Genomic DNA, 12,252 nt, shown 5'->3' with positions numbered 1-12,252 from the left:
ATCGCATCATCACTTCGCGATGGCGGGAAGACAGAGCGGGCGCTTGCCCTTGCCGATGAAGTCGAGGATTTCGCCGATCGCCGGATCGTCACCGGCGAGCGGCCGCACCGCCTCCAGGCGTTCGGCAAAGGTCGCGGGGCCATGGAAGAGCTTCTGATAGAACGCGCGCACGATCGCAAGCCGCTGCTTGGTGAACTTGCGCCGCTTCATGCCGATCAGGTTGAGGCCTTCGAGCACGGCATACTGGCCGTTGACGAGGCCGAACGGAATGACATCGTCGCGCACGCCGCATACCCCGCCGACCATAACCTGCGGGCCGATGCGGGTGAACTGGTGCACCGCGGACAGACCGCCGATGAAGACGAAATCGCCGATCTCGCAGTGACCGCCGAGCGTGGCGGACGTCGCGAAGATCACGTCGTTGCCGACATGGCAGTCATGGCCGACATGGCTGCAATTCATGAAATAGTTGCGGTCGCCGACCTCTGTGATGCCGCCGCCTGCGACCGTACCGGCGTTCATGGTCACGGACTCGCGGATCGTGCAGCCCGAACCGATCTTGAGCTTCGTCAATTCGCCACGATAGCTGAGCGATTGCGGCGGCGTGCCGAGCGAGGCGAACGGATAGATGGTGCAATCGTCACCGATCGTGGTCTGCGCGGTGATATGCACATGTCCGATCAGCTTGCAGTTGCTGCCGATCACGACATGCGGGCCGATGATGCAGAAGGGGCCGATCTCGGTGCCCTCGCCGATCACGGCGCCGTCCGCGATCCGTGCGGTGGGATCAATCTTACTCATCAAGCAATCTGACTCATCAAGAAGGTCTGATTAGGTGTTGAAGTCGCTCGGTTTTCCGCTGGTTAGCGCGACTATGCCCGATCTGTCCAGTGACGTATGATCTCTCCGTGTTTCAAGTGCCGGGTGAAGCAGCCTTCCCGGCTCATCAACAAGTTCATGCGGAGCTTCAGGTATCGTGGTCAGGGCTTTGGCACTTCTCCTCGCACAGCTCGTGACCGCGCCGATCGTGTCCGAGACGATCGAGACCGGCGAACACCGCCTCGCCGATCTCAAGACATTCGAATGCCGCGACATTACCCGCAGCACGGTGCTCCAGCGGGTCTGTTACGATCGTGCGCAGCAGGCCCTCGTCGTGGCAGTGGACGGCGTTTACGACCGCTATTGCGGCGTGCCAATCGACACGGTCGAGCGCCTGCTGGGCGCACCGTCCATGGGACAGTTCTTCAACCAGAACATCAAGCGCGAGGTCAGCGGCAGCCGGTACGCGTGTCCTGCACGCGAGCGTATCCAGAGAAGTTGATCCCGCTCAGTCGGTCAGCATGGCGCCGACATCGGCCTCCGCGACCACCTGGCCGTTGACCTTGGCGTCGCCGTGAAACCACCACATGGCCTTGCGGCGGCCGATCGAGCGCATGTGGTATTCGATGGTATCGCCGGGCAGCACCGGCTTGCGGAACTTGCACTTGTCGATGGTCAGGAAATACACAGCCCGCGGCTTATCGGTGCCCTCGACCGACTTGATGCCGATCACACCCGCGGTCTGCGCCATCGCTTCGATCATCATGACGCCGGGATAGACCGGGCGATCGGGAAAGTGGCCCTGGAACGGCGGCTCGTTGAAGGTGACGTTCTTGATGCCGACGCCGCTGTAATCGGTGCGGATGTTGATCACGCGATCGATCAGCAGCATCGGAAAACGGTGCGGGAGCGTTTGCAGGATCATGTTGATGTCCACAAGCTCGAACCTGACCGGTGCTTCGTCCGTCACTCCCGTTCCTCCTGCTTCGGATCGGCCTTGCTGTCGCGCGCCAAGCGCTCCACCGCCAATATTTCCTTGAACCATTGCCTGGTCGGCTTGGCGAAAAAACCACCCCAACGTCCGTTGGGAGGGACGTCGTCCTTGACGCCGCTCATGGCAGTCACCTGAGCTCCATCCCCGATCTTGACGTGATTGTTGATGCCCACCTTCGCTCCCAGCGCCACGTTGTCGCCGAGGGTGAGGCTGCCGGCAAGACCGATCTGGGCTGCCAGCAGGCAGTGCCGGCCAATGGTCACATTGTGGCCGATCTGGACCTGATTGTCGATTTTGGTCCCCTCGCCGATCACGGTGTCGCGCAAGGACCCACGATCAATGGTGGTGCCGGCGCCGACCTCCACGTTGTTCTGGATCAGCACGCGGCCGGTCTGAGGCACCTTCAGGTGGCCCTCGGGGCCGAAGAAGATGAAGCCGTAGCCGTCCTGGCCGATCGAGCAGCCTGGGTGGATCAGCACGTCGTTGCCGATCAGCGCGCACTGGATGGCGGTGCGTGCCCCGACATTGCAGTCCCGGCCGATCTTGACGCCCGGGCCGATCACGGCCCCCACGCCGACCACCGTGCCGCTGCCGATCTCCACGTCAGGTCCGATCACGGCCAAGGCATCGACGATCACGCCGTCCTCCAGCCTGGCCGTGGGGTCGATGATCGCCGACGGCGCGATGCCGTCGTTGCCGGTCCAGGATTGCGGCCGGAGCGCGTCGCCATGCCACTCCCGCGCGATCCTGACGAAAGCGCGGAACGGCTGTGGCGCCCGCAGCACGGTGACATGCGCGGGCACCCGAGCCTCGAAGCGCGGGCTCACCAGGCAAGCACCGGCCTTGGTCGCCTTGAGCTCATCGGCATATTTGAGATTGTCGAAGAACGTCAGGTGCATCGGGCCGGCTTCGTCGAGCGAAGCAAGACCCCTGATGATTTGGCCGCCCCTGGCGGGATCGACCAGCTCCGCCTTGGTCAGCGTGGCTATATCAGCCAGCGCTGAGGCGGGCGGCTGTGTGAAGAAGGTCGGCTGCGCCATTCCACCCCGTCGCGGTCCGGCTTCGGCATGAAGCGGCCAAGCCGCATCATGCCTCATCTCCTGGATTGGCACGATCCCTTTCGGAAACCGGCTCCGTAGTCCGGATCGTGCCGTGCTGTTCGAATTAGAACGAGGTGCCGCCGCCGAACCGGAACTCCTGCGTACGGTCGTTCTTGCCCTTGGTCAGCGGCACGGCGTAGTCGAAGCGCAGCGGACCGAACGGCGAGGCCCAGATCAAGCCGACACCGACCGACGACCGGACCGCATTGCCGTTGTCATACACCAGGCCGGTGCAGGTTCCAGCCGAGGCTGGATTGACGGTCGACGGCGTGCAGCTCGAGTTCTTGGTCGTGGTCATTTCGTTGGTCACTGACCACGTCGTCGGGCCCTGATAGTCGAACAGTCCGCCGGCGTCGGCATAGACGGCGCCCTTCAGACCCACTTCCTTCGGCAGGAACCAGAACGGCATCTGCAATTCGAGCGAAGCACCCCAATATTTGGTGCCGCCAAGCGCGTCCTGCGTACCGAAGGGGTTCAAATCGCGCGGTCCGATGCCGTTCGGGGCAAAGCCGCGGACGAGGTTCGGGCCCATCTGGAAGTGGTCGAGCATGCGCAGATCGCTGCCCATCTTGTTCAGCATGCCGCCCTGCAACCGGACCAGGCCGACGATGTCCGAGACGAGCGGAGTGTAGTACTTCGCATCGACAACCGACTTCAGGTAGGAGACGTCGCCGCCGACACCGGCGAAGTCCTGCCGGAAATCGACCAGGAGACCGTCGGTGGGGTTCTTGTTGTTGTCGAGCGTGTTGTAGGTCAGCGTGTAGCCGAGCGCCGAGGTCAACGTCTTGCCGTTCGCAAGCTCCTTGCGGACCGGCAGCGAGGCCTCGCCGTCGCTGTAGCAGCCGAGGCCGTTGGTCGAGGGATCCAGAGGAATACCGCTCGCCGCCGAGAAAGCTGGGCTCGGATTGAAGGCCGCCGACCCAACTACGTTGTTACAGTTCGCCAGGTACGACGGCAGCGTGATTTCCTGCCTGTAGATCGAGTAGCGCACCTGCAGCGACAGATCTTCACGCAGGGAGAAGCCGAGGCGCGGCGAGAAGCCGAGCGTCTTGGTGCCGTAGGAGATGTAGCTGTTGGACCTCTGCTCGCGCTGATAGAGGTCGAGACCCAGCGCGACCCGGTAGTCGAGCAGATAGGGCTCGACGAATGACAGCGAGTAGCCGCGGGCATACTGGCCGTAGGTCACCGCCGCCTTGGCGAACAGGCCGCGGCCGAGCAAATTGCGTTCGGAGACCGAGACTTCGGCCAGCGCGCCGTCGGTGGTGGAATAACCACCCGAGACCGAGAAGTCGCCGGTCGATTTCTCTTCCATGTCCACGAGCAGGATCACGCGGTCGCTCGACGAGCCGGGCTCCGTCGTGATCTTCACGCTCTTGAAATAGTCGAGGTTCTTCAAGCGGCGCTCGGCACGGTCGACCAGCGCGCGGTTGTAGGCATCGCCCTCGGAGACGTCGAACTCGCGACGAATCACGTAGTCGCGCGTGCGGGTGTTGCCGCGCAGATTGATGCGCTCGATATAGGTGCGCGGACCCTCGTCGATGTTGAACACGACCGACACGGTGTGCGCCTCGAAGTTGCGGTCGCCGCCGGGACGGACCACGGCGAAGGCATAACCGCGCCGCGAGGCTTCGATCTGCATCTCCTCGACCGACTTCTCGACCGATTCGACGTTGTAGAGCGAACCGACATTGACGCGCGAATAGTTGCGCATCGAGGTGGCATCGAAGTTCGGAATGCTGGAGCGGAAGTCGATCGAGCCGACCCGGTATTGCGAGCCTTCCTCGATCTTGAAGGTGACGTTGAAGCCCTTCTTCTCCGGATCGTATTCGGTGAGCGCGGCGACGACCTGGACGTCGGCGAAACCGTTCTTGAGATAGAAGCGGCGGATCAGGTCGCGGTCGGCCTCGACCCGATCGGGATCGTAGATGTCGCTGCTGGCGAGGAAGCTCAGCAGGTTCGATTCGTGCGTCTTGATGACGTCGCGCAGGCGGTACGACGAGTACGCGTTGTTGCCGACGAACTCGATCGACTTGACGCCGGTCTTGGCGCCCTCCTCGACCGTGAAGATGAGATCGACGCGGTTGTTCGGCTGCTCGATGACTTCAGGCGTGACGCGGACGTCGTAGCGGCCCGAACGGCGATAGATTTCGGCGATTCGCAGCGTGTCGGACTGCACCATGGCGCGGGAGAAGGTGCCGCGCGCCTTGGACTGGACTTCTCCGGTGAGCTGCTCGTCCTTGATCTTCTTGTTGCCCTCGAAGGCAATGCGGCCGATCACCGGGTTTTCCACCACGGAGACGACGATCTGGCCACCGGCACCGCGGTTGATCCTGACGTCCTGGAACAGGCCGGTCTCGATCAGCGCCTTGAGGCCGTCGTCGATGGCACCCTGATCGAGGCGACCGCCGGGACCCGGCTTGAAGTAGGAGCGGATCGTCTCCACCTCGACCCGGCGATTTCCCTCGACGGAAATCGACTGCACGGTCTGAGCAAGCGCAGACGAAGACACAAAGGCAGCCCCAACCGGGGCAAGCACCGGCGCGCCGAACATGATCAGGGTTGCGAGCAAGCCCCCCCGGAGTCGCAGTCCAAACTTCATTGCGCAACGCGCCCTTATCATTCCGTACCAGACCCAACCCCAACGCCGGTCTGGAGATTCCCCAAGTTCAAGCCGCTTGTAGACAATTTCACCGACGCCGCAAACGGTCGAGCGCGCCGTAATTTCATTTTCATTCCAAGACGTTGCCCAAGAGCAACGCCCGGGCAACGCCACAAAAAAGCCCCTATCAGGATGCGGCCATCCGCAGGATGTCGTTATAGGTCGCAAACACCATCAACATCAGCACCAAGCCCAGCCCGATTCGGAACCCCATCTCCTGAGTCCGCTCGGACAGGGGCCGACCACGGGCAACCTCCGCCGCATAGAACATAAGGTGACCGCCATCGAGCAGCGGGATCGGGAACAGATTCAGCAGGCCGATCGACACCGATAGCACCGCGCAGAGGTTGATCACGAACTGGAACCCGGCGCTGGCCGCCTGCCCCGACATCTTGGCAATGCCAAGCACGCCGCTGACCTCGTTCGGATTGCCGTTCCCGACGAACAACGAGCCCAGGAACTTGAAGGTGCTGGTGATGATGAACCAGACCTGCTCAACCCCGATCTTGAGCGCTTCGCCGATGCCGACCGGCGACGTCGAGGCTTCACCCGCCTGGGACTTGTGCTCGACGCCGAGCACGCCGAGACGGTGGCTGTTGCCGAAGGGATCCTTGCGCTCGAGCAGCGCCGGCGTCGCGGTCAGCGACACGATGGCGCCGTCGCGCTTGACCTGGAAGGCAAGCGGCGAACCGGCATTCATCGCAACCATGCGCTGCATGTCGGCAAAGCTTTCGATCGGCTTGCCGTCAATCTGGACGACGACGTCGCCGATCTTGAAGCCGGCTGCCGCCGCAGCGCCGTCGGCGACGACACCGTCGACGCGCGCGATCGTGCTCGGCTTGCCGTAATACAGCGCCATGCCGGCGAAGATCAGCGCTCCCAGGATGAAATTGGCCATCGGTCCAGCGGCAACGATGGCGGCGCGCGGGCCGACCTTCTTGTGATGGAAGCTGCCGGCGCGCTCCTCGGCCGTCATGGCCGCAAGCTTCTCGGATGACGGGGTCGAAGCCTCGCTCTCGTCGCCGAAGAACTTGACGTAGCCGCCGAGCGGGATCGCCGAGATCTTCCAGCGGGTGCCATGGCGATCGTTGAAGCCGACCAGCTCAGGTCCGAAACCGAGCGAAAAAGTTAACACGCGAACGCCCGCCCAGCGCGCGACCAGGAAATGGCCGAGCTCATGGAAGAACACGACGATGGTCAAGACGAACAGGAAGGGAACCGCGTAGCCGAGGAGCCCATGGCTCAACGTATTGAAACTATGGACGAAAAAGTCGATCATCGAATTCCCTCATCCAGCGCCGCAAGGCCCTGGCCCCGAACCATCTAGGATGCCTTTAAGGCAATTTGAGGCAATAGGGCGGCAGCCCTATTTCGCGCAACATGGTCAACAGCGATTGCATCGTCCGCTGACGTCAGCGGGGCCTGGTTCCCGCCACGAACCCAGTCGTCCAGCGTCGCCTCCACCAGCCGGGCAATCGCGCCGAACCGGATCTTGCCCGCGATGAAGGCGGCGACCGCGACCTCGTTGGCGGCGTTGTAGACGGTGGTCGCCCCCTTCCCGGTCCGGAGCGAATCGAAGGCCAGGCGCAGCCCGGGGAAGCGCTCGAAATCCGGCGCCTCGAAGGTCAATTGGCCGATCTTGGCCAGATCGAGCTTGGCGGCCGGACCCTTGATGCGGTCGGGCCAGCCGAGGCAATGCGCGATCGGCGTACGCATGTCGGGGGAGCCGAGCTGGGCCATGACTGAACGGTCGGAGAACTCGACCATGCCGTGGATGATCGACTGCGGATGAACGAGGACGTCGATCTCGTCCGGGCTCAGCGCAAACAGATAGGAGGCCTCGATCACCTCGAGCCCCTTGTTCATCATCGAGGCGGAATCGATCGTGATTTTCTGGCCCATGCTCCAGTTCGGATGCTTCAGGGCTTGCGCGAGTGTCGCCTGCTCGATGTCGGCAGGCTTCCAGGTCCGGAACGGACCGCCGGAGGCCGTGATGATGACACGGACGAGCTCGTCGCGATTGCCCGAGGCGAGCGCCTGGAACAGCGCGTTGTGCTCGGAATCCGCAGGCAGGATACAGGCGCCCGCTTTCGCCGCGCGCTGCATGAAGAAATCACCGGCGCAGACGAGACATTCCTTGTTGGCGAGCGCGACATGCGCGCCGCGATCGACCGCCGCCAGTGCCGGCTTCAGCCCGGCCGCGCCACTCACGGCGGCCATCACCCAATCGGCCGGACGCGCGCCGGCCTCGATCACCGCGCTTTCGCCGGCGCCGCATTCGGTGCCGGTGCCCGCGAGCGCAGCCTTGAGCTCGGCAAATTTGGAAGTGTCGGCGATCGCGACGTAGCGCGCGGAAAACTCTTTCGCGAGTTTTGCCAGCGCTTCGACATTGCTGTTCGCCGTCAGCGCCTCGACACGGTAGCGCTCGGGAGAGGCGCGCAGCAGATCCATCGTGCTGTCGCCGATCGAGCCGGTGGCGCCGAGAACCGTGACGCTGCGGACGGTCGACGCCGCAGCCTTGTTGTTACGCAATGGAACCGCGCTCATATCTTCACCAAACCATAAGACCGCTTCCGGCGCTATGCACACCATGGCGGAGGAAGCCGATAATCCATGCCACCAGGATGGCAGCGACAAAACCGTCCAGACGGTCCAATAGCCCGCCGTGGCCGGGAATTAAGTGACTGGAATCCTTGACATCGAAGCGCCGCTTGACCGCGGATTCGAACAGATCGCCGCAGGCCGACACGACCGACAGGACCGCGCTGACGAGCAGCAATGGAACTATCTTTCCAAGCCCGCAAGCGGCAAAGCCGACCGCGACCAAAAGGCTCGCGGCAAAGCCGCCGAGCGCGCCCGACCAGGTCTTCTTCGGGCTGACGCGCGGCCACAGCTTCGGTCCGCCGATGCCGCGGCCGGCGAAATAGCCACCGATATCGGTCGCCCACACCACGAGCAGCACGAACATCAGCGCGGCGAAGCCGTTCACGAGATCCTTCCGCAGCAGGATCGAGGCCAGTAGCGCCGCCGACGCATAGGCGAATCCGGAGGCAGCCCACACGAACTTGCCCCGCGCGATCACCGTCACGATCGCGCCGCCAATCAGGCCGGTGATGATTGCGGTCTTCAGCGCGCCGAAGGCAACGCACAAGCCCATCGTGGCGATGACGATCGTCCCCGCGCCGGTCAGCGCGGTCGAGCCTGCGCCCACCACCATCAGCCATTCCGCGAACAGTCCGATCGACACCAGGGTGACGAGCAGCGCCCACATCCAGCCGCCGGCATAAGCGAGCGCAATGGCGAGCGGCGCCAGCACCAGCGCTGCGAGGATTCGCATCACAAGATTGCTCGGGGCAGGCTGAGAGCCGGCCGGCGCGGGATCGGGTTCGCTCACGAGGCGGTTTTCGCGACCAGGCCGCCGAAACGGCGCTCGCGCCTGGCGAATTCGGCGATTGCGCCTTCCAGCGCCGCCTTGTCGAAATCGGGCCAGTGAATCGGCACGAAGACAAGCTCGCTATAGGCGGCCTGCCACATCAGGAAGTTGGACAGCCGCTGCTCGCCGCTGGTGCGGATGATGAGATCGGGATCGGGAATGTCGGGTGCGTCGAGATGCGCCCCCAGGGTCTCGGCATCGATCGTATCAGGATTGCGCCGGCCCTCGGCGACTTCGCGCGCGAGCTTCTGCGCCGCCTTCGCGATCTCCTGGCGCGAGCCGTAATTGAAGGCGACGACGAGCGTGAGCCGCGTGTTGTCGCGCGTCAGTTCCTCCGCCTCGTTGAGGAGCGCGCAGATGTCGCCCTCCAGCCCGTCCCGCTCGCCGATGATGCGGACCTTCACGCCGTCGCGATGCAGGCTTGCCAGATCATTGCGGATGAAGCGGCGCAGCAGGCCGAACAGATCGCCGATTTCGCTCGCCGGACGCGACCAGTTTTCCGAGCTGAAGGAGAAGATGGTGAGATAGCGGATGCCAAGCTCATGCGACGCGCGAACCACGCGGCGCAGGGCCTCGACGCCGCGGCGATGGCCTTCCGCCCGTGGCAAGCCGCGCGCGGCCGCCCAACGTCCGTTGCCATCCATGATGATGGCGACATGCGCAGGCGCATCGGACCGATCGGGTCCTTCCGTTGCGGGCGCGGCGGCGTTGGACATGAGGCTGCCTTAAAGCATGATCCGGAGGAGTGCGAAGCGGCTTTCCGAAAAGATCATGCGCGAACAATAACCTAAAGCGCGATCCAGCGCGCTTTAAACGGTGAGGATTTCTTTTTCCTTGGCGGCCAGCAACTGGTCGATCTCGGAGATCGTGCCGTCGGTCGCCTTCTGCACGTCGTCGGCGTGGCGCTTCTGATCGTCCTCGGACATCTCGTGATTCTTCTCGAGCTTCTTGAGGACGTCGAGACCGTCGCGGGCGGACATGGCGCGCGGCGACCTTGGCGGCTTCCGCGTATTTGTGCGCGACCTTGACGAGCTCCTTGCGACGCTCCTCATTGAGCTCGGGGATGCGCAGGCGCAGCACCTGGCCTTCGGTCGCCGGCGACAGGCCGAGATTGGAATCGACGATCGCCTTCTCCACCGCCTTGACCATCGACTTGTCCCAGACCTGCACCGAGATCAGGCGCGGCTCCGGCACGCTGACGGTGGCGAGCTGGTTCAGCGGCATGTGGCTGCCATAGGCGTCGACCTGCACCGGATCGAGCATCGAGGCTGAGGCGCGACCGGTGCGCAGGCCGCCAAGCTCGTGCTTGAGCGACTGGATCGCGCCCTGCATGCGGCGTTTGACTTCGTTGAGATCGAAATTATCCGTGGCCATCACGTTTCTCCTTCAAAATCCCGGCGACCTCTCCGCGCCCTTCCCTCGAGGGCGCAACGACAAGCCGTCAGCCGGCGACAATGGTTCCGTGGCCGCCGCCACGCAGTACAGCGCCGATCGAACCCGGCTCCGCGATCGAGAACACAATGATAGGCAGCGACGTCTCGCGGGCAAGCGCGAAGGCGGTCGCATCCATCACCTTGTAGCCGCCCTCGATCGCCTGCGAATGGGTCAGACGGTCGAATCGCGTCGCCGTCGGGTCTTTCTTCGGGTCGGCTGAGTAGACACCGTCGACATTGGTCGCCTTCAGCACCGCCTGGGCGCCGATCTCGGCTGCGCGCAGCACCGCGGTCGTGTCGGTGGTGAAGAACGGATTACCGGTTCCGCCGCCGAGCAGCACGATCCGACCCTCGGCGAGGTATTTGTGTGCCGCGGTGCGGGTGAACAGCTCGGAAATCTCGGGCATGACGAAGGCCGACAGCGTGCGTGCAGGCGTGCCCTTGCGCTCGATCGTGGCTTCGAGCGCGAGGCAGTTCATCATCGTGGCGAGCATGCCCATGGTGTCGCCGGTCGGGCGCGACACCCCGCGCGAGGAGACCTCGACGCCGCGAAAGAGGTTGCCGCCGCCGATCACGACGGCGACTTCGGTGCCGAGATGGCGGGCTGCGATCAGATCGTCGGCGACCCGGTCGATGGTCGGCTGATCAATGCCAAAACCCTGCGGTCCCGCGAGATATTCGCCGGACAGCTTGATCACGACGCGACGATAGACCGGATCAGTCATGAGCACTTTCCTTGTCCGGGCGCCGCTTCCGGCGGCACGCCGGAGGGAACGTTCCGGCGCTTACTTCTTGCCGCTGGCCGCTGCGACCTCGGCCGCGAAGTCGCTTTCCTGCTTCTCGATTCCCTCACCGAGAGCATAGCGCACAAAGCCCGCGATCTTCACCGCGCCGCCGACCTTGCCTTCGGCTTCCTTCACCGCCTGCGCCACCGACTTGCCGGTGTCGTGGATGAAGGCCTGCTCGAGCAGGCAGACTTCCTTGTAATAGGTCTTCAGGCCGGACTCGACGATCTTCTCGATCACGTTCTCGGGCTTGCCCTGCTGGCGATATTTGTCGGCGAGCACGTCCTTCTCGCGCTTGACGACCGCCGGATCGAGACCGGACGGATCGAGCGCCAGCGGGTTGGCGGCCGCGACATGCATCGCGATCTGGCGGCCAAGCGTTGCGAGCTCGTCCGCTTTGCCCGGCGATTCCAGCGCCACGATCACGCCCATCTTGCCGGCGCCCTCGACGACGGCGCCGTGGACGTAGCTCGACACCACGCCCTGGCTGACTTCGAGCGACGCTGCGCGGCGCAGCGTCATGTTCTCGCCGATGGTGGCGATCGCGTCATTGATCGCAGTTTCGATCGTGACGTCGCCGACCTTGGCGGCCTTGATCTTCTCGACATCGGCGCCGACGTTGAATGCGACCTGGGCGATCATCTTGACGAGGCCCTGAAACTGGCCGTTGCGCGCGACGAAATCGGTCTCGGAATTGACCTCGACCACGACGCCCTTGTTGCCCTTGATGAGCGCACCGATCAGACCCTCGGCGGCGACGCGGCCCGACTTCTTGGCGGCCTTCGACAGGCCCTTCTTGCGCAGCCAATCCTGCGCCGCTTCCATGTTGCCGTCGTTTTCGGTCAGCGCGGCCTTGCAGTCCATCATGCCTGCGCCGGTCGACTCGCGCAGGTCCTTGACCATCGCAGCTGTGATCGTTGCCATCGTTCAAAATCCTTTTTGCCTGCCGGTTTGCCGCGGCGCGGCCAAATCGCCTCGCCGCGGTCCATCTCAGGAATTCGCGTCAACTGAAATGGTGGCCGGAGCTTG

11 protein-coding genes and 1 pseudogene are annotated in these 12,252 nt (G+C 63.8%); 1 reads left to right on the top strand and 11 read right to left on the bottom strand.

The annotated features are described in order from the left end of the window. Positions 1-9: 9 nt before the first annotated feature. Positions 10-801, bottom strand: coding sequence for an acyl-ACP--UDP-N-acetylglucosamine O-acyltransferase (gene lpxA, locus ACVIN2_RS01025; protein WP_456764142.1), 792 nt, complete (start codon positions 799-801; stop codon positions 10-12). Positions 802-976: 175 nt separating this feature from the next. On the opposite strand from lpxA, the gene ACVIN2_RS01020 reads away from it, so the two are divergent. Beyond that, on the top strand, positions 977-1,321 hold the full coding sequence (locus tag ACVIN2_RS01020) for a KTSC domain-containing protein (RefSeq protein ID WP_456764141.1): 345 nt from the start codon (positions 977-979) through the stop codon (positions 1,319-1,321). A gap of 6 nt (positions 1,322-1,327) precedes the next feature. Here ACVIN2_RS01020 and fabZ read toward each other — a convergent pair whose 3' ends face one another. The 10 genes and pseudogenes from fabZ to tsf form a co-directional block, all read right to left on the bottom strand. Further along, positions 1,328-1,744, bottom strand: a complete 417-nt coding sequence (gene fabZ, locus ACVIN2_RS01015; RefSeq protein WP_456769621.1) for a 3-hydroxyacyl-ACP dehydratase FabZ — start codon at positions 1,742-1,744, stop codon at positions 1,328-1,330. A 41-nt stretch (positions 1,745-1,785) separates the two neighbouring features. Then, positions 1,786-2,853 (bottom strand): UDP-3-O-(3-hydroxymyristoyl)glucosamine N-acyltransferase, encoded by a 1,068-nt coding sequence (lpxD, locus tag ACVIN2_RS01010; protein WP_456764140.1) that lies wholly within the window; start codon positions 2,851-2,853, stop codon positions 1,786-1,788. A gap of 124 nt (positions 2,854-2,977) precedes the next feature. Further along, positions 2,978-5,512 carry an outer membrane protein assembly factor BamA gene (gene bamA, locus ACVIN2_RS01005; protein WP_456764139.1) on the bottom strand — a complete coding sequence of 845 codons (2,535 nt, stop codon included), beginning with the start codon at positions 5,510-5,512 and terminating at the stop codon, positions 2,978-2,980. 187 nt (positions 5,513-5,699) lie between these two features. Then, complete coding sequence (gene rseP / locus ACVIN2_RS01000) at positions 5,700-6,851, bottom strand: RIP metalloprotease RseP (protein ID WP_456764138.1); 1,152 nt, start codon at positions 6,849-6,851, stop codon at positions 5,700-5,702. A gap of 44 nt (positions 6,852-6,895) precedes the next feature. Then, positions 6,896-8,119, bottom strand: a complete 1,224-nt coding sequence (gene dxr, locus ACVIN2_RS00995; protein WP_456764137.1) for a 1-deoxy-D-xylulose-5-phosphate reductoisomerase — start codon at positions 8,117-8,119, stop codon at positions 6,896-6,898. 4 nt (positions 8,120-8,123) lie between these two features. Next, positions 8,124-8,909: a phosphatidate cytidylyltransferase gene (locus tag ACVIN2_RS00990; RefSeq protein WP_456764136.1), complete on the bottom strand. Its 786-nt coding sequence runs from the start codon at positions 8,907-8,909 to the stop codon at positions 8,124-8,126. Between the two features lie 53 nt (positions 8,910-8,962). Continuing rightward, positions 8,963-9,721, bottom strand: coding sequence for an isoprenyl transferase (locus ACVIN2_RS00985; RefSeq protein WP_027518195.1), 759 nt, complete (start codon positions 9,719-9,721; stop codon positions 8,963-8,965). Positions 9,722-9,814: 93 nt separating this feature from the next. Then, positions 9,815-10,379: pseudogene (gene frr, locus ACVIN2_RS00980) on the bottom strand (ribosome recycling factor). Between the two features lie 67 nt (positions 10,380-10,446). Further along, a complete protein-coding gene (gene pyrH, locus ACVIN2_RS00975) occupies positions 10,447-11,163 on the bottom strand; it encodes a UMP kinase (RefSeq protein ID WP_018455040.1) in 717 nt (238 codons plus the stop codon). A gap of 60 nt (positions 11,164-11,223) precedes the next feature. Then, positions 11,224-12,147 carry a translation elongation factor Ts gene (gene tsf / locus ACVIN2_RS00970; protein WP_106944997.1) on the bottom strand — a complete coding sequence of 308 codons (924 nt, stop codon included), beginning with the start codon at positions 12,145-12,147 and terminating at the stop codon, positions 11,224-11,226. Between the last annotated feature and the right edge of the window lie 105 nt (positions 12,148-12,252).

The organism is Bradyrhizobium sp. USDA 3650 (assembly GCF_054057395.1).
Note: the sequence above shows the minus strand (reverse complement) of the source record. Positions and strands in the feature narration are given on the sequence as shown.